Source organism: Nonomuraea sp. NPDC049714 (assembly GCF_044465295.1).
Lineage (GTDB): Bacteria > Actinomycetota > Actinomycetes > Streptosporangiales > Streptosporangiaceae > Nonomuraea.
The window spans coordinates 492,650-510,133 of record NZ_JBITLM010000007.1; the positions used below are offsets into that span (position 1 = coordinate 492,650).

Sequence of the window (17,484 nt, forward strand, 5' to 3'; positions counted from 1 at the left end):
CGTCGTGGAGAGGACCCCGGATGCCCCGTGCGGCGAGACGGACGGTCACGCTGCACGACGTGGCCGCGGCGGCAGGCGTCTCGGTGGCGACCGCCTCCCGCGTCCTGGGCGGCAGCTCACGGACGGTGGCGCCGGAGTACGAGCAGCGCGTCCTCGCCGCGGCGGCCGCCCTGCGCTACACCGCGGACGCCTCGGCCAGGGCGATGCGGCGCGCCGGCGACGCCGTCACCCTCGTCGCCGACGACCTGACCACCCCCGCCATGGGGATCGTGGTGGCGGAGATGGAGCGGCGGGCGCGGATGTCCGGCGTCTTCGTCACCGTCTGCTCGACGCAGGCAGCCCCCGACCGGCAGCTCGAAGCCGTCCGCCTGCTGCGCTCGCTGCGCCCGCGCGCGCTCGTGCTCGCCTCCAGCAGGTTCGGGGCCGGCGAGCTCGACGCCCGCCTGCTCGGCGAGCTGCACGCCTACGAGCGCGACGGCGGGCGGGTGGTGATCGTGGGCGTGACCCACGGCTCGTTCGACTCGATCGCCTTCGACAACCACGGCGCGGGCCGCGTGGCGGGGGAGCACGTCGCTCAGACCGGGCACCGGCGGGTGACGATCCTGGCCGGGCCGGCCGACCGGGTCAACTTCTCCGGCCGGGTCGCCGGCATGGTCGAGGGGCTGCGCGCCGGTGGCGTCCAGCCCCGGCACATCAAGGTCGCGCACGGCGAGGCGAGCCGCCAGGGCGGCTTCGACGCCGTGCGCGAGCTGCCCGCCGGACGCTGCGACGCGGTGCTCGCGGTCAGCGACGTCATCGCGATCGGCGCCCTGTCGGGCCTGCGCGCGGCCGGGGTCGCCGTCCCCGGTGACGTGTCCGTGACCGGCATCGACGACATCCAGCTGGCCGCCGACGTGACGCCCCGGCTGACCACCGTGGGTCTTCCCCTGGCCCACGTGGGCGCCGAGTCCATCCGCCTGGCGTTGCGCGAGAAGTCCGCCCCCGAGCACCTCACCGTACGGGGCCTCCTGGTCGTCAGGGAGAGCACCAGAGCTGCGGGATCGGCGGGCTCGACGGGCTCGACGGGTGGCGCCGAGGCCGTCTGAGCGCCTTGACGGTGGCGTGACGCGGCGGGCACACTGCGGAATACGTTTTCCCGGCGTTTGAAGGATTTTATGTCTCAACCCCGCTACCGGGCCGCGATCGTCGGCACCGGTGGGATCGCCACCGCACACGCACAGGCCCTGGCCCGCTCCGGCGGACGGGCCGACCTCGTCGCCGCGGCCGACGTGGACCCCGGCCGAGCCCGGACCTTCGCCGCCACGTGGAACGTGCCGCGCGCCTACGCGAGCCTGACCGAGCTGCTCCGCGAGGAGGAGGTGGACCTGGTCCACCTGTGCACCCCGCCCCTGCTGCACGCGCCGCAGGCGCTGGAGTGCCTGGCGGCCGGGGTCACCGTGCTGATGGAGAAGCCGCCCACGCTCTCCCTCGCCGAGCTCGACACCCTGATCGAGGCCGAGCGCCGTTCGACCGGCCACGTCGCCACCGTCTTCCAGCACCGGTTCGGCGCCGGCGCCGCCCGGCTGCGCGGGCTGCTGGCCTCAGGCGAGCTCGGCCGCCCCCTGCTGGCCACCTGCCTCACCCAGTGGTACCGCGACGAGGCCTACTTCGCCGTCCCCTGGCGCGGCACCTGGGAGTCCGAGGGCGGCGGGCCCACCATGGGCCACGGCATCCACCAGTTCGACCTGCTCTTCTCCGTGCTCGGCCCGTGGCGGGAGGTCAGCGCGATGGCCGCCCGCCAAGCCCGCGACACCGAGACCGAGGACGTGTCGATGGCGCTGGTGACCTTCGACGGCGGCGCGATGGCCACGGTGGTGAACTCGGTGGTGTCGCCGAGGGAGACGTCCGTGCTCCGCTTCGACTTCGAGCGCGCCACCGTCGAGGTCGAGCACCTGTACGGCTACACCGACGACGACTGGACCATCACCCCGGCTCCGGGGCACGAGAAGGTGGCCGAGCTCTGGCAGCCCGACCCCGAGGCCGTGCGGAGCAACCACGACGGCCAGTTCGCCGCGGTCCTGGACGCGCTCGACCGGGGCGAGGCGCCCCCGGTCACGCTGGAGGAGGCGAGGCGGACGATGGAGTTCGTCGCCGCCGTCTACGCCTCCTCCTTCACCGGCCGGCGCGTCCGCAGCGGCGAACTCGGCCCCGGCAGCCCCTTCGCCGAGCGCATGGACGGGACGGGCACCCCCTGGAAGACCCTTTCGAGCGAAGTGAGCCAGTGATGACCCCCACCCTGCAGGCCGGCCACGCGCTCGGTCGTTCGGTCACCGTCTCCGCGGGCGACGTCGAGCTCTTCACCTACACCTACCGGCCCGACACCCCCGTGCTGGAGTCGCCGAAGCCCTACCTGCACCCGCTCCGCACCCTGACCGGCGACGTGGTCTCGCTGTTCCGGCCGCACGACCACGTCTGGCACAAGGGCATCGCCTGGTCGCTGCCGCACGTGGGTGAGCACAACTTCTGGGGCGGGCCCACGTACGTCCAGGGGAATTACGTACAGCTCGACAACAACGGCAGCGCCGTCCACCACGACATGACCGAGCTGTCGGTCACCGGCGACCGGGTGCGGATCGCGCATCGCCTGGACTGGATCTCCCAGGCGGGCCGGCCCGTCATCGAGGAGCGGCGGGCGCTGACGGCCACCGTGGTGGACGCGACGACCTGGGCGCTGGTATTTGAGACGGCCATGACGAACGTGTCCGGGGCCACGCTCGACTTCGGCTCCCCGACGACCAAGGGGCGCGAGAACGCCGGCTACGGCGGCCTGTTCTGGCGCGGCCCGCGATCGTTCACCGGCGGCATCATCCAGTCGCCGACCGGCGCGGGCGGCGACGAGCTGCGGGGGGTGCGGGCGGAGTGGTTCGGCTTCCGGGGCCGTCACGACGGGAGCGGCGCCTGGTCGACGATCGTCATGGTCGACGACACCGCCAACCCGCAGCATCCGCCGCAGTGGTTCGCCCGCAGCGAGATGTTCGCCTGCCTCAGCCCGGCGCCGTTCTTCAGCGAGGAGGTCCCGCTGGCGGACGGGGAGACGATGAGCTTCCGGTACGCGGTCGTCGTGGCCGACGGTGACCGGGGCGAGGACGGCTCGGTGCTCCTGGCCGACCAGGGCCGCGCTGCCCTGACCGCCCTCGCCACCGGGAGGGACCGAGCATGACCCCACCCCCTCCAGGCGGCTCGTCCCGCCCTCCGGACGGTTCGTCGCCGCCGCCGAGCGGTTCGTCCTGGCCTCCGGACGATTCGTCCCCGCCTCCGGACGGTTCGTCCGCGTTCTCGGACGGTTCGCCCGCGCCTTCGGGCCACTCGCTCGCGTCCTACGGTGAGACTCCCGCGTTTCCCGGAGGCACGTCCGTCAGCAGGCTGGCGGTCTACTCGGGAGCCTGCGCCGACGGCCTGAAGGGCGGCACGCCGCACCTGCACACGGCCTCCACCGAGGCGTACGTCGTCATCGCCGGTCGTGGCGCCCTGCAGACGCTCGACATGAGCGGCTTCCGGGAGACCGAGCTGAGCAGCGGCTCGACCGTGTGGTTCACGCCCGGAACCATCCATCGGGCGATCAACCGGGGCGGCCTGGAAGTGGTCGTCGTCATGCAGAACGCCGGCCTGCCCGAGGCCGGTGACGCGGTCATGACCTTCCCTCCGGAGATCGTCGGCGACCCGGCCCGCTACCGGGAGGCCGCCACCCTCCCGTCCGGCGACCCCGCCACGGTGGAGGCGGCGGTCCGGCGGCGGCGCGAGCTCGCCGTCGCGGGTTTCCTGCGGCTCGCCGACGCCGCCCGCGACGGCGACCTCGCCCCACTGCGCAGCCTGTACGCGAGCGCGGTCGCGCTGGTCCGGCCCTCGGTCGCACGCTGGCGCGAGATCTGGGCGGCCACGGTCGCCCGGGAGACCCGCGAGACGGCGTCGGTCCTCGACGCGCTCGAACGCGGCGACGGCGACCACCTCCTGCGCTCCTCGCTCCTCGAAGCCCCACCCGAGCCCCGATGGGGGATGTGCGGCCACCTCCAGGCGCACGACGTCGCCCACCCCCTGGTGCACGCTCCGGAAACCGGGCAACGACAGGCCGGGCGATGACACGCCGGGTGGTGACAGGCCGGGTGGCGGCAGGCCGGGCGATGACACACCGCGTGCTGACATACCGGGTGCGGCGCCATGGATGAGGCCCCGCCGGTGCCGGCCGCCGGAGTCCGGGGGTCGGTGACGCTGCACGATGTGGCACGTGAGGCGGGCGTCTCCATCGCCACCGCCTCGCGGGCGCTCAACGGCAGCGCCCGCAACGTCCGCACGGAGAACGCCTCCCGGGTGCGCGCGGCGGCGGCCAAGCTCAACTATCGGCCGCACCCGTCGGCGCAGGCCGTCGCGAGGGGTTCGACGCCGACCGTGGCGCTGGTGGTGGGCGACGTGGCCGACCCCTACTTCTCGGCCATCGCGGCCGGGGTCACCCAGGCGGCCGAGGCGGCCGGGCTCGTCGTCACCATGGCGGTCGCGGGCCGCTCCCCGCAGCGCGAGCTCGAACTCGTCAGGACGCTACGGGGACAGCGTCCGCGCGTCATCGTGGTCGCGGGCACTCGCGTCGACAATGTCGGCGGTGCTGGCAGTGCTGGCGGTGCTGGCGGTGCTGGCGGTGCTGACAGTGCCGGCGGTACGGACACGCGTGGCGCGCTCGCCGGTGAGCTGGAGGAGTACCAGGCGGCCGGGGGCCGGGTCGTCATGGTCAGCCAGCGGGACCTGCCGTTCGACACCGTCACCATCGACAACACCGGCGGCGCCCATCGGCTAGCCCTAGCCCTGGCGGGCGCGGGCTACCGGCGTTTCGCGATCTTCCGGGCGCCCGACTCCGTCCGCACGTCTCGCGACCGGGTCGCGGGCTTCACGGCGGGGCTGCACGCCTCGGGGCTCACCGTCGACGACCGGTTCGTGTTCGAGACCGAGTTCACCCGCGGCGGCGGCTACGACGCGGCCCGGAAGCTCGCCGAGCGGGGAGCCGGTGAGGTGGAGGTCGTCTTCGCGGTCAACGACGTGATGGCCATCGGCGCCATGACGGCCTTCCGCGACGCCGGTCTCGTCCCCGGCGAGGACATCGCGGTCGCCGGTTTCGACGACATCGACTCGGCGATCGACGTCACCCCGGCACTCACCTCCGTCGCCGTACCCCTGCGGGAGGCGGGGCGGGCCGCCATGCGGCTCGCGCTGGGCGGCGGTCCGGGCCTGGACACCGTACAGATCCCCACCGGCGTCGTCCTGCGGGAGAGCACCCCCATCCGGCGCTGATCCTCTTCCTCCGCCCGAGCGTACAGAGTGGATCTTGCCGGGTGCGGTCTGTGGCATGGTGGCGGGACGACGAGATGAGGAAGAGGACGATATGCGGAAATATGTGATCATGGGAGTGCAGGGGAGCGGCAAGGGCACCCAGAGCACGTTGCTGGCCGGCGACCTCGACCTGGTCCACATCAGCGTCGGCAACATCTTCCGCTGGCACGTCAAGAACCACACCAAGCTCGGCGCCCAGGTCCGCCGCCTGGTCGCCGCCGGTGAGCTGGTGGGGGACGACCTGGTGGAGGACGTGGTCAGGGAGCGGCTCCAGCAGCACGACTGGAACTACGGCTTCCTGATCGACGGCTTCCCCCGTAACCGGCGCCAGGCGGAGTTCTTCCTGGAGAGCTACGACCTCGACGGGGTGATCCTGCTCGACCTGCCCGACGACGAGGTGCGGCGGCGCGTCCTGGCCCGGCGGCTGTGCTCGCGGTGCGGCATGGACTACAACCTCATCGCCCACCGCCCCGAGGCCGAGGGCAGGTGCGACGTCTGCGGCGGCGAGCTCGTCACCCGCGCGGACGACACCCCGGACGCCCTGGCCAGGCGACTGCGCGACTACCACGACAAGATCGACCCGGTGGTGGAGCTGTTCCGCCGCAAGGAGTACGTGATGACGATCGACGCCCGAGCCGACAAGATCGCGGTCCAGCAGGAGATCCGCGCCCGGCTCGACCTGCCGCCCTACGCGCCGGACGACGGGCGTGACTGACGAGCCGTAGATCTCAGGGAGCGGTCTCGTGGCCGGGCAGGCCGGGCGTGCGCCGCTTCTGCTTCAGCTCCGCCTCGTACAGGTGCGGGCGCCCGCCCGCCAGGCGCTCGCGCGCGTCCGCCTCCAGGGCCTGGAACGTCGCGTAGTACAGCGCGTCGTACTCCTCGCACACCTGGAACGTCCACCGCCCCTGGATGACGTTCAGCCCGATCAGGTCCCGCTCGATCCGATCGGCGATCTCCTGGTGCCCGGCCCTGCGCAGCAGCTCGACGGCCTTGTCCAGGCCGGCGTCCGCGCTGCCGGTGAGCTGGTGCCAGGAGTAGAGGTGGCCGCGCGCCCGGTGGGTCCGTTCCAGCGCCTCGCTGAGCGCGCCCAGCGCCTCGACGGTCTCGTCGCTCACCTCCTCGGGGCGGCGGTGGTCGGGATCGGGCTCGTCGGTCACGCGTTCGGCTGCCATGGTCAGACGGCTACCCACGAACGCGCTCATCGTCACCACCACCTGCGGTCAGGTACCGTACACCTTCTGGATTCCCGTGTAGGAGAGCCTGTCCCGAGTTCCGCACGACGAAGGATTCCTATGCGCCGCACCCTGCTTCTGACCACCGCACTGCTGGCCGCCGTGGCCCTGCCGGCCGTCCCGGCCCAGGCTGTCCCGGCCCAGGCCGACGCCCAGGCCGGCCGGGCCCGGGCGGGGGCGCCCGACGGCACGCTCACGCTCCGATCCGCGAGCGTCAAGGCGGGCGACCCGATCGAGCTGTCCTACTCCACGCCGCGCCCGGACCCCACGAACTGGATCGGCCTCTACACCGACCCCGGCAACGGCCCGGTCGCGGAGAAGTACGTCGGCCCCTCGCTCACGTGGGTCTACATCCCCGCCGCGACCGGCACCGCCACGCTGCCCACCGCCGGGCTCGAACCCGGCGACTACGTCGCCTACGCGCTGGCCGAGGACGGCTATGCGTGGCTGGCCCAGCCGGTCAAGATGAAGGTCGTGAGCAGCGAACCCGTCCACTTCGTGACCGACCGCTTCACCCTGCGCAACGCCCGCGCGAAGACGCCGTACACCGCGAGTGTCACGGGCACGGTCCGCGGCCAGGCGACCTTCCGCAAGGTGAGCGGCCCCGCCTGGCTGCGGGTGAGCGCCGACGGCGGGGTCACCGGCACGCCGCCGGCCGCCGCCTCGGCGAAGACGGCCACGTTCGAGGTGGAGGCACGCGACGCGGCAGGTGAGCGGGACACCGCCACGGTCGCCGTCCGCGTCCGGCCGCCCGGCGGGCCGCTGGTGCCCGAGCTGCGGGCCATGAGCTGGAACCTGTGGCACGGCGGCAGCCAGGTCAGGGGAGGCAGGGAGAAGCAGCTGAAGTTCCTCCTCGATAGCGACGTGGACGTGGTCGGACTGCAGGAGACGTCCTCCACCTCCGCCAGGGAGCTGGCCGAGGCGCTCGGCTGGGACCACTACCAGGCGGGCTCCGACCTGGGCATCATCAGCCGCTACCCGATCGTCTCGCGGGGGCCGCTGCCCGCCGAGTCGGGAATGCCGGCCGTCAGCGCCAGGATCGCGCTCGACGAGCGGCACGAGGTGGCCCTCTGGAACGTTCATCTCGGCTACACCCCGTACGGCCCGTACGACGCCTGCTTCGGCAGGTGGAGCGTCGAGCGGCTGATGGAGCGGGAGGCCGAGTCGAAGCGCACCGGCCAGATCCGGCAGATCATGTCGGCCATGTCCGGCGACCTGGCCGACGCGCGCCGTACCCCTGTGTTGTTGCTGGGCGACTTCAACGCGCCCTCGCACCTGGACTGGACGCCCGCGACCCAGCGCTGCGGCTACGAGTCGGTGGCCTGGCCCACCTCGGTCCTGCCCGAGCGGGCGGGCATGCGCGACTCCTACCGGGAGGCCCATCCGGACCCGGTCGCGGCTCCCGGCATCACCTGGTCGCCGATCTACACGACCTTCACCGGCGGGTACGGCCACGACGGGCACACCGGCGAGCCCGAGCCGCTGGACCGCATCGACTTCGTGCACTACAAGGGCGACCTCAGGGTGAAGGCGTCGGAGGCGGTGGTCGAGGGCGCCCCGACGCCCATCCCGAACCATCAGGACAACGCCTGGACCTCCGACCACGCCGCCGTCCTGACCACGTTCACAGCTCGCTGAGAACGTCGGGCCTGTTGGTGATGATGCCGTCCACCCCGGAGGCGATCATCCGGCGCATGGTCGCCGCGTCGTCCACGGTCCAGGTGAGGACCGCCATGTCCAGGTCGTGCACGCTCTCGACGTAGTCGCGGGTGACGTCGCCGTGCGGCGGGTTGATCTGGTCGGCGAACTCCGCCAGCGCGGGGAGTTCGCCGGCCGAGGGCGTCCCGAGCAGGCCGATGGGCGCCTCGGGCATCGTTCTGGCGAACCGGCGCATCGAGCCCCAGTCGAACGACTGCACGGCGAGCCCGCCGGACCACGAGCGGCGCAGCTCACGGGCGACTCTGGCCTCGATGCCCGGGTAGAGCCGCGGGGACTTGATCTCCAGCAGGAGGCCGAGCCCGCTGCCGCGCATCGCGTCCAGCGCTTCCTGTAGCGTGGGCACCGGCTCGGCATCGTCGCCGAACCACGAGCCGGCGTCGAGCTTCCGGATCTCCGCCAGGGTGAAGTCGGCCACCCGCCACGGCGCCCTGCCGGGGAAGACCCGCTCCACGTCGGTGGTGCGGGCCAGGGTGGTGTCGTGCATGAGCACGAGCCGGTGGTCGCTGGTCTCCTGGACGTCGAGCTCGAACATGTCCGCGCCCTGCCGCGCGGCCAGCCTGAACGCCGCGACGGTGTTCTCCGGTGCGTACGCCGACGCGCCGCGATGCGCCACGTTGATGGTGGAAGGGGCGGCGGTGGCCGGGTCGGCGGTGCCGGGTGAGGCGAGCGCCACCACAGCCGCCAGCACGGTCATGAAGATCAAGCCTGCTCGTCGGATCATGGGTCTCCTCGTACTCGGGAGTGGCCGATGATCCGAACATGACCTGCGGGTATGACCAAATGTTGAGAGGAGTGTGGACGGCCGATGAGCTTCCGGAGTCCCTTGTACGTTCCGGCTAGGCGGCCGGCAGTGCCGGGGTGACCACGTACCTGGTGGTGGACCAGGCCACGAACAGCAGGGGAGCGGTGGCCAGCAGGACGCCGAGCACCGGCTTGACCAGAATGACGGCGACGGCCAGGCCGAGCACGGCCACGGTGGGGGCGCTCAGGTACCAGCGCCGCGCCACCAGATAGAGGCACGGCAGGACGAGCCCGCGTGGCCGCACGTCACGCGGCGTCTCGGCGATCACCACGAGCAGCGCCACGGTCAGCGCCACGACCAGTACGGTCGCGGTGACGAAGAACGGCACCAGCACCGGCCCCCACGACGTCCGCGCGACCACGACGGCGTCCAGCACCAGCACGCACACCAGCACCGTCGCGGCCGCCCAGACGGCCAGCGCCCGGCCCGCGGCCTGACGGTAGCCGCCCCAGAACGCGCGGAGCACGGCCGTCGACCCCTCGTTCAGCGCGGCGAAGCACCGGAACGCCCCGGCCAGCGCCGGCGCGCACAGCGCGGACAGCACGGCGAAGAACGGCCACGACACCAGCGGATCCCGCACGATCGCCAGCGCGACCAGCAGCGGCGCGCACGCGACGGCGAGGAACAGGTTCGTCATCAGGCCGACGTACACGGTGTTGAACACCCGCTCGTACGTCGTCTGCTGGGCCGGTCGCAGCAGGCCGCGCACCGCGCTCACCCCTTGAGCCCGCTCGTCGCGATGCCCTGGATGAAGTAGCGCTGCCCGAACAGGAAGATGACCAGGATCGGCAGCACCGACAGCACCGCCCCGGTCATGATCATGGCGTATTCCACGCTGTACATGCCGACGAACGAGCGCAGGCCGAGCTGGACCGTCCACAGGTCGTTGCTCGTCAGGTAGATGAACGGCCCCATGTAGTCGTTCCAGGTGTTCACGAAGGTCAGCAGGGCCAGGCTCGCCAGCGCCGGCTTCGACAGCGGCAGCATGATCCGCCACCAGATGCCGTACTCACTGAGCCCGTCGATGCGCGCGGCCTCGCACAGCTCGTCGGGGATCGACATGTAGTACTGCCGCATGAGGAAGACGCCGAACGCGCTGAACGCCTGCAGCAGGATGATCGACAGGTGCGTGTTCGTCAGGCCGGCCTGGTGCATGATGATGTACTGCGGCACCATGTACGCCTGCCACGGCACCGCGATGGTGGCGATGTAGAGCAGGAAGAGCAGGTCCCGGCCGGGGAAGCGCACCTTGGCGAAGCCGTAGGCGGCGAAGCTGCCGGTGAGCAGCTGCAGGAACGTGATCACGACCGACAGGTAGACCGAGTTACCCAAATAGGTCGCCAGCGGGATCTGCGTCCAGATGTCGACGAAGTTCGACCAGCGCAACTCCTCCGGAATCCACTGGATGGGGATGGAGAAGACCTGGTTGTTGCGCTTCAGCGACGACGACACCATCCACGCGAACGGCACCAGCACCACCGCCGCCGCAGCGAGCAGCGCGGCGTACGCCAGCACCATGCGGACCAGTCGCCGCCCCCGCCGCGACGGGACGGCGGGCGCCGACCGGCGCTCCGTGGCCGGGGGAGCCTCGTGCAGCGCGGTCATGTGGCACTCCTCCGCTCGTTGATACGGAACTGGGCGACGGTCACGGCGAGCACGATCACGAACAGCACCAGGGCGATGGCCGAGGAGTAGCCGAACTGCCCCTCCCTGATGCCCTCCCGGTAGATGAGCAGCGACAGGACCAGCGTGCTACGGCCGGGGCCGCCGTCGGTCATGACCTGGATCAGGTCCAGGATCTTGAAGCTCTGAATCGTCAGCAGGACCAGCACGAAGAACGTCGTCGGCCGCAGGCACGGCAGCGTGATGCTCCAGAAGCGCTGCCAGGCGCCGGCCCCGTCGACCTTGGCCGCCTCGTAGTACTCCCGGGGGATCGTCTGCAACCCGGCCAGGAAGAGCACCATGTAGTAGCCCATGTCCCGCCACACGCTGGTCACGATCACCGTCGGCATCACCCAGTCGGTGCTCGCCACCCACCGGGGCGGCTCCGCCACGCCCAGCGCCGTGAGCAACTGGTTGACCGGCCCCGCCGACGGGTTGAACAGCATGTTGAACACCACGGCGACCGCGACGAGCGAGGTGATGTACGGGAAGAAGGCGGCGGTGCGGAAGAACCCCACGCCGCGCAGCTTCCTGTTGAGCACCAGCGCCAGGCAGAGCGCGGCGACCAGCGTGAGCGGGATGTGGCCGGCCGCGTAGTACAGGGTGTTGAAGAGCGCGACGCGGAAGTTCTCGTCGGAGAACATCTTCTGGAAGTTCTCCAGGCCCACCCACTCCGGCGTGCTGTAGGAGTCCCACTCCATGAACGCCAGGGCGAACGCCGCGCTCATCGGAATGAGCGTGAACAGGGCGAAGCCGATGAAGTTCGGCAGGATGAAGCTCCACCCGATCAGGGTGTTGCGCCAAGCGCGAGGCCGGCGGGGGGCGCTGGGCGACGGTTTGTCCGTCGGCGCCTGTTGCGTCATTACATGGGCCATGGTGGTCCTTCGTGACTTCCTATGCTGCGCTCAGGAGAGGGGCGGGCGCCTGCTGAGCGCCCGCCGCCCTTCACTTAGCTGAGAACGTCGCTCTTGACGCGGTCGTTCATCGACTTGATGCCTTCGGCGGGCGTCTTGTCGCCGACCATGATGAGCTGGTGCTCCTCGTTGAGGATCGTGTCGATGTCGGACGCCTTCTCGCTGACGGGCATCTCCAGCACGACCTTGTCCGGCGTGAACGCCTTCTTGGACAACTCGTCGGTCGGCATGCCCTTGAGCTTGAAGTAGGCCTCGGTGATCTCCGGCGTCTGCAGCGCCGGCACCACGCCCACCTTGGTGATGGCCTCGGCCCCGGCCTTGCTCGCGGCGAACTCCACGAACTTCTTCGCCATGTCGGCGTGCTCGGCGTTCTTGTTCACGGCGAAGGCGGTCGGCGAGCCGAACGTCGTCACCCCAGTGCCGCCCGGACGCTGCGGCATCGGTGCCAGGGCCCAGTCGACCTTCGTCTCGCCCTTCTCCTTGGCCTCGAGAATGCCGGAGATGTACCAGGTGCCCATGGGCAGCATGGCCGTCGCCTCGGTCTCGAACATGGTGCGGTAGTCGGCCTGCTGGGCGGTCGCGGTGCCGTAGTCCAGCGTGTTGCCGGCCTTCTGCAGCGCGAGCGCCGTGTTGTACTGCTCGGTGAAGAAGGTGTAGTCGCCGCCGAGCTGGTCGCCGCCGGTCTGGGCCGCCGAGATCGCCTGGACCACCGACCGCCACGTGTGCTGGTAGGTGCCGTAGACCTTCTTGGCGCCGTCGCCCTGGGTGAGCTGCTGCGCGTACTTGGCGTACTCGTCCCAGGTGATGCCGTCGGTGAACTTCACGCCGGCTTTCTCGGTGAGGCCCTTGTTGTAGTACAGCAGCCAGAAGTCCTGGCGGTACGGCATCGCGAAGTAGGCGTTGTTGACGTTGAACGCGTCCAGGCCGGCCAGCTTGGAAGTGTCATTCTTCTTCACGATGTCGGTGATGTCGGTCAACTGTCCCCGGCTGGAGTAGCGGGAGTAGTCGATGACGTTCTTCATGGTGATGACGTCGGTCTTGTCGCCACCGGCCAGCATCGTGGTGACCTTGTCCGGGTAGTCGTCGGCGAGGATGTCGACGGGTTCCACCTTGACGCCCGGGTTCGCCGCCTCGAAGGCGTCGAACAGGGCCTTGAACTCAGGGGTCTTGGCGAGGTTCCACACCGTGACAGAGAGGGTGACGTCGCCGCCCTCGCTCTGGGCGGCTGGGTCGCTCGCGCCACAAGCGGTTACGGCGAGGGCTAGTGCGGCCGCGGCCGCCGCGCACTTCACAAGCTGACGTCGCACTCCGCGACCTCCTGGCGTGTTCGAAGCGATCATTGATCCGGTCTCCTTTCATGAGCCGGTCTCAGAGCTCAGGCGCTCACCACGAACTCGTCCCGGGTGAGGGCCGCACGAGGCGGCCTGCCGGACAGGTAGCGTTCGAGCTCATCGAGCGCACTCTCACTCATGCGCCGGGTCTCAGCCCCGAGAGACCCGGCGATGTGGGGGGTGATCATGACGTTGGGCAGGTCGTAGAGTAGCGAACTTGCGGGCAAAGGCTCAGGTTCTGTGACATCCAGGATCGCGTCCAGCCGGCCAGAGGCGCACTCGTTCTCCAGCGCGGTCGTGTCCAGGACCGCGCCGCGCGCGGTGTTGATGACGGTCGCGCCGTCCCTGAGCAGGGCGAGCTCCGCTGCCCCGATGAGGTTGCGGGTGGCGGGCAGCGCGGGGACGTGCAGGGTGAGCACGTCGCAGCGGCGCAGCAGTTCGGGCAGCGGCACCAGGCTGCCGCCCGCCGCGCTCACCTCTGCCGGATCGGCGTACGGGTCGGCCACCAGGATCGCCAGGTCCAGGCTGCGCAGCCGTTCGACGACCCGGCGTCCCGTCCGGGAGAAGCCGACGACGCCGATCGTCCGCCCGCGGTTGGACAGCTCCCCGCGTGCGGTGGCGTAGGCGGACCAGTCGTCGCGATGCAGGCGCGCGTCCTGGGCGAGGAAGGGGGCCTTCTTGCCGGCGAAGATGACCGCCGCGAGGGTGAACTCGGCGACCGGGATCGCGTTCTCGTCCGCGGCGGTGGTCACCAGGATGCCCCGGCGCCACACCTCGTCGGTGACGAACGAGCGGACCGTGCCCGCGCAGTGAAAGATCGCCTTGAGCTTCGGCGCGTCGGCGAGCCGCTCGGCCGTCAGCTGCGGGCAGCCCCACGAGGTCACCAGCACCTCCACCTCACGCAGCCGGCGCCGCACGTCCGGATCGTCCAGATCGGTGATGGGGAACGGCTCCGCGAGCTGGGTCAGCGCACGCAACCGGCTGAGCTGCGGCTCGGGGAACTGCACGCTGAAGTGCGCGGGGTCCATGAGCAGCAGTGCCTGTGGTCGGCGTACGTCTCTCACACGGGTCCTTTTCGATGGGGAAGCGCTTTCCAGTGCCGCCGATCATGTCCGATCGTTTCAATCACGTCAATACTTTCTCAATCAATAACGATCAGTTCATCCGATCGTTATTGATCAGTTGACGTGCTGCGCTCTGTCCTGCGAAAGATCGATGTCGCCGATGTAACAGGACGAAGTTGTGATGCTGTCACCGGCCCTCCGGGGCGTCAAGGGTGGTGCGCGGAGGCGATCGGAGTGAGCGTTTCTGATCAAAAACGAGCACAGTTGTCTTGACGCCTTGCGGTCCCGATGCCAGCATCACGTCCCGTCACTCGGCGGGCGGCCGAGCGACGAACCAGCGCGTCGCGACCGGCGACGCCCCACCGCACAGGAGGACCCATGCGCACGCTGCGAGAGTTCGACGACCGGCGGCTCTCGCCGTACACCGGATGGACCAGGGACCACTGGGCGGCACTCGCCGACCACCTGCTGCTGTCCGCGCGGCGCCACGCCTCCGACGGCCACGCGCGCATCACCTTCCCCGGCCCGGCCGGGGGTTACGGCACCGACGTGGACGGGCTCGAAGGCTTCGCGCGCACCTTCCTGGCGGCCGGGTTCAGGGTGGCGGGGGAGGACGGTCGCGACCCCCACGGGCTGCTGGAATGGTACGCGAAGGGCCTGGCCACGGGCACGGACCCGCATTCGCCGGAGCGCTGGGTACGCCTCGACGAGCACGGCCAGCCCAAGGTCGAGGCCGCCTCCCTCGCCCTGGTGCTCCACTTGACCCGGCCCTGGCTGTGGGACCGGCTCGACCCGCGCGTGCAGGAACAGGTGGTCGACTACCTGACGCCGGCGATCGGGTCTGATTACCCGCCGATCAACTGGATCTGGTTCCAGATCGTGGTCGAGCAGTTCCTCCTGTCCGTCGGGGGCGCGGGCCGGCGTGCGGACATGCGCCGGGACATCGACGACGGGCTGGCGTTCACGGACGGGTTCGCGCGGGAGAACGGCTGGTACGCCGACGGCGCCGAACGGGCCTACGACCACTACTCGGGCTGGGCGTTGCAGTTCTACCCGGTCATGTGGACGGAGATGGCGGCCGGCGACCCGGCGGCCGACGCGCGCCGGGCCGTCTACCTGGAGCGGCTGGAGCGCTACCTCCAGGACGCGGTCCACCTCGTCGGCGCCGACGGATCCCCCCTCATCCAGGGGCGCAGCCTCACCTACCGGTTCGCCGCCGCCACCCCGTTCTGGACGGGCGCCCGCGCGGGCCTGACCACCCCCGCCCCGGGCCTGCTGCGCCGCGCCGCCTCCGGCATCGCCCGCCACTTCGTCGAGCACGGCGCCCCCGACGACGACGGCGTCCTCACCCTCGGCTGGCACCACCCCTGGCGGCCCATCGCCCAGACCTACTCCGGCCCCGGCTCCCCCTACTGGGCGGCCAAGGGGATGTTCGGCCTGTCGCTGCCCGCCGACCACCCGGTGTGGACCGCCGTCGAGGAGCCCCTCCCCGCCGAGACCGGCGACTTCCGGCTCGCCATCCCGGCCCCCGGCTGGCTGGTCAGCGGCACCCGCGCCGACGGCGTCGTCCGCGTGCTCAACCACGGCACCGACCACTCGCATCCGGGCACGAACCTGACCGACTCGCCGCTGTACGCGCGCCTCGGCTACTCCACCGCCACCTCGCCGGCCCTCGCGGGCGAGCACGCCGCCGAGCCCCTGGACCAGTCGGTCGCCATCCTCGACGAACACGGCCTGCCCAGCCACCGCACCGGCTTCGACACCCTCCTCGTCGACCGTCTCCCCACCGGAACCCTCCTCGGCGCCTCCCGCTGGCAGGCCCACTGGGTCACCCCCGACCCCACCAGCCGCGACCACGGCTCCGGCCGCTCCGGAGCGGTCCGCCTCGGCCCCCACCTCACCGTCCTGTCCGCCGTACGCGGCCCCTGGGAGGTACGCCTGATCCGCCTCACCGCAGCGGGCGACGTGACCGGCCCCCTGCGCACAGGCGGCTGGCCCCTTCCCGCCCAGACCCTTTCAACCGATGGCCCCTCACTACCCGCCCAGACCCCCTCCTCCGGCGGAGCCTCGAACGGCACCCTTCACTCACACGTCCTCCCCGGCCCCGGCCTGGACGTGTCCGCAGTGACCGCCGCCGAGGACTCCTCACCGCTCGCCCCCTGGACCCTGATCCCCTGGTGCGCCACAAGCGGGACCGCCCAGCCGGACACGTGGTACGAGGCCACCGTCTTCCTCGGCGGTCAACCGCCGGAGCAGCCGCCGACGATCTCCTGGAACGGCCCGACGGCCCACCTCACCTGGCCGGACACCACCACCGACACCGTGGACACGTCCACCATCGGCTGTCTACCACTGGAGCACCCGTACACGTGACTCCTCATGGCCCGTGTACGGGCCTCCAGGAGTCCTGGCATATGGGCGGCGCTCCCCAGCCTTATGGAACCTCCTTCGTCAACCCGGTTCGTTGAACACGTCTTCGAGGGTTCGGGCGGTGGTGGCGCGGGTGAGCCAGCGTTCGAGTTGGTCGAGGTCGGTGCAGGCGGTGATCCGGTCGCGGGTGTCGTCGGGGATGGTGAAACCGCGGGCGCCCAGCACGAGCAGCACTGATTTCGCTTCGCCCTTCGCTTCGCCCTTCGCTTCGCCGACTTCGAGGCCGCGGCCGTAGTGCTCGCGCGCGAAGGGCGTGAAGACTGGCCAGTCGGTGGACTTCATGATCTCCTCCATGAGGTGACGGACCTCGGGCCCGGACATGTCGTAAGCGTATTCATAGTACTTCGAAGCGTTACCAGGGGGAGTTTCCGCCAGTGCTGTTGCCAATGCTTCGATGACCTTGCGGTCGCGGCCGTGCACCATGACCGACATGGCCGACAGTTCAAGGTGAGCGGCGGCCTCATGCGGGTCGGTGATCGGAGGAATGTCGTCCGGTCCCACCACCCGGGCGTGCAGGCGGTAGCCGGTCAACCCGGAATCGATGGGCCGCGCGTAGTGGGTGGCCGTCCCACGGTCGGTACAGATGACGAGGACCGTGACGTCGCAGCCCAGCAGCAGCCACGCGGCGGCGGCATACCGGGCGAGTTGCCGGGGATCCTTGGATTTGTCGTTCTGGATCTCGACGATGATCACGTGTGCGGGCGCCTGCGGCGGTCCCAGGACGATGACGAGGTCGGCCTCGATGTCGTCGGAGGGGCGGGTGTTGAAAGTTTTCGACTCCACCCGGACCAGGGGAGTGGCAGGGAGGTTCACCTCCATGAGGTCCTGCAGGATTTCCACCGCCAGTTGGGGCCGGTCGTGGAACAGCCGGACAAGGGTGTCGTGCACGATAGACGGCATGGCGGTCACGCATGGTGACGGGAAATGATGTGGCCTCTCTTTGCCGGAGAGGGGTCTGGAACCTACTTCCTGATGAGC

Annotated in this window: 16 protein-coding genes; 8 read left to right on the forward strand and 8 right to left on the reverse strand. The window is 70.6% G+C overall.

All coding sequences use genetic code 11. The features are described 5' to 3' along the window. The first annotated feature begins 20 nt into the window (after positions 1–20). The 6 genes from ACIBQX_RS28485 to ACIBQX_RS28510 all read left to right on the forward strand — a co-directional run bounded on the left by ACIBQX_RS28485 (position 21) and on the right by ACIBQX_RS28510 (position 6,067). Positions 21–1,085, forward strand: coding sequence for a LacI family DNA-binding transcriptional regulator (locus ACIBQX_RS28485; RefSeq protein ID WP_397009700.1), 1,065 nt, complete (start codon positions 21–23; stop codon positions 1,083–1,085). Between the two features lie 69 nt (positions 1,086–1,154). Next, the gene (locus ACIBQX_RS28490) at positions 1,155–2,264 is read left to right on the forward strand and encodes a Gfo/Idh/MocA family protein (RefSeq protein WP_397009702.1); all 1,110 of its coding nucleotides are present in this window, start codon (positions 1,155–1,157) and stop codon (positions 2,262–2,264) included. Continuing rightward, positions 2,264–3,199 (forward strand): PmoA family protein, encoded by a 936-nt coding sequence (locus ACIBQX_RS28495; protein WP_397009704.1) that lies wholly within the window; start codon positions 2,264–2,266, stop codon positions 3,197–3,199. Before ACIBQX_RS28490 ends, ACIBQX_RS28495 begins: the two co-directional genes overlap by 1 nt. Further along, on the forward strand, positions 3,196–4,116 hold the full coding sequence (locus ACIBQX_RS28500) for a cupin domain-containing protein (protein ID WP_397009706.1): 921 nt from the start codon (positions 3,196–3,198) through the stop codon (positions 4,114–4,116). Before ACIBQX_RS28495 ends, ACIBQX_RS28500 begins: the two co-directional genes overlap by 4 nt. Before the next feature lie 78 nt (positions 4,117–4,194). Continuing rightward, the gene (locus tag ACIBQX_RS28505) at positions 4,195–5,313 is read left to right on the forward strand and encodes a LacI family DNA-binding transcriptional regulator (protein ID WP_397009708.1); all 1,119 of its coding nucleotides are present in this window, start codon (positions 4,195–4,197) and stop codon (positions 5,311–5,313) included. A gap of 91 nt (positions 5,314–5,404) precedes the next feature. Continuing rightward, entirely contained in the window at positions 5,405–6,067 is a 663-nt protein-coding gene (locus ACIBQX_RS28510; protein ID WP_397009710.1) for an adenylate kinase family protein, read from the forward strand. Positions 6,068–6,080: 13 nt separating this feature from the next. Here the strand turns inward: ACIBQX_RS28510 and ACIBQX_RS28515 are convergent, their stop codons facing one another. Then, positions 6,081–6,554: a hypothetical protein gene (locus ACIBQX_RS28515; RefSeq protein WP_397009712.1), complete on the reverse strand. Its 474-nt coding sequence runs from the start codon at positions 6,552–6,554 to the stop codon at positions 6,081–6,083. Positions 6,555–6,644: 90 nt separating this feature from the next. Between ACIBQX_RS28515 and ACIBQX_RS28520 the strand changes: the two genes are divergently transcribed. Next, the gene (locus ACIBQX_RS28520) at positions 6,645–8,222 is read left to right on the forward strand and encodes an endonuclease/exonuclease/phosphatase family protein (protein ID WP_397009714.1); all 1,578 of its coding nucleotides are present in this window, start codon (positions 6,645–6,647) and stop codon (positions 8,220–8,222) included. Here ACIBQX_RS28520 and ACIBQX_RS28525 read toward each other — a convergent pair. The 6 genes from ACIBQX_RS28525 to ACIBQX_RS28550 all read right to left on the reverse strand — a co-directional run bounded on the left by ACIBQX_RS28525 (position 8,209) and on the right by ACIBQX_RS28550 (position 14,076). After that, the gene (locus ACIBQX_RS28525; protein WP_397009716.1) at positions 8,209–9,024 is read right to left on the reverse strand and encodes a glycerophosphodiester phosphodiesterase; all 816 of its coding nucleotides are present in this window, start codon (positions 9,022–9,024) and stop codon (positions 8,209–8,211) included. The two genes, ACIBQX_RS28520 and ACIBQX_RS28525, sit on opposite strands and share 14 nt — an antisense overlap. Positions 9,025–9,139: 115 nt before the next feature. Beyond that, positions 9,140–9,823, reverse strand: coding sequence for a hypothetical protein (locus tag ACIBQX_RS28530; RefSeq protein ID WP_397009718.1), 684 nt, complete (start codon positions 9,821–9,823; stop codon positions 9,140–9,142). Then, the gene (locus ACIBQX_RS28535) at positions 9,820–10,710 is read right to left on the reverse strand and encodes a carbohydrate ABC transporter permease (RefSeq protein WP_397009720.1); all 891 of its coding nucleotides are present in this window, start codon (positions 10,708–10,710) and stop codon (positions 9,820–9,822) included. The genes ACIBQX_RS28530 and ACIBQX_RS28535 overlap by 4 nt, the downstream gene beginning before the upstream one ends. Then, positions 10,707–11,642, reverse strand: coding sequence for a carbohydrate ABC transporter permease (locus ACIBQX_RS28540; protein ID WP_397009722.1), 936 nt, complete (start codon positions 11,640–11,642; stop codon positions 10,707–10,709). The genes ACIBQX_RS28535 and ACIBQX_RS28540 overlap by 4 nt, the downstream gene beginning before the upstream one ends. 74 nt (positions 11,643–11,716) lie before the next feature. Continuing rightward, positions 11,717–12,988 carry an ABC transporter substrate-binding protein gene (locus tag ACIBQX_RS28545; RefSeq protein ID WP_397009724.1) on the reverse strand — a complete coding sequence of 424 codons (1,272 nt, stop codon included), beginning with the start codon at positions 12,986–12,988 and terminating at the stop codon, positions 11,717–11,719. A gap of 68 nt (positions 12,989–13,056) precedes the next feature. Next, a complete protein-coding gene (locus tag ACIBQX_RS28550; protein ID WP_397009726.1) occupies positions 13,057–14,076 on the reverse strand; it encodes a hydroxyacid dehydrogenase in 1,020 nt (339 codons plus the stop codon). Positions 14,077–14,454: 378 nt separating this feature from the next. Between ACIBQX_RS28550 and ACIBQX_RS28555 the strand changes: the two genes are divergently transcribed. Next, positions 14,455–16,449 (forward strand): DUF2264 domain-containing protein, encoded by a 1,995-nt coding sequence (locus ACIBQX_RS28555; RefSeq protein ID WP_397009728.1) that lies wholly within the window; start codon positions 14,455–14,457, stop codon positions 16,447–16,449. Between the two features lie 78 nt (positions 16,450–16,527). Here the strand turns inward: ACIBQX_RS28555 and ACIBQX_RS28560 are convergent, their stop codons facing one another. After that, positions 16,528–17,406, reverse strand: coding sequence for a hypothetical protein (locus tag ACIBQX_RS28560; RefSeq protein WP_397009818.1), 879 nt, complete (start codon positions 17,404–17,406; stop codon positions 16,528–16,530). Positions 17,407–17,484: the final 78 nt, after the last annotated feature.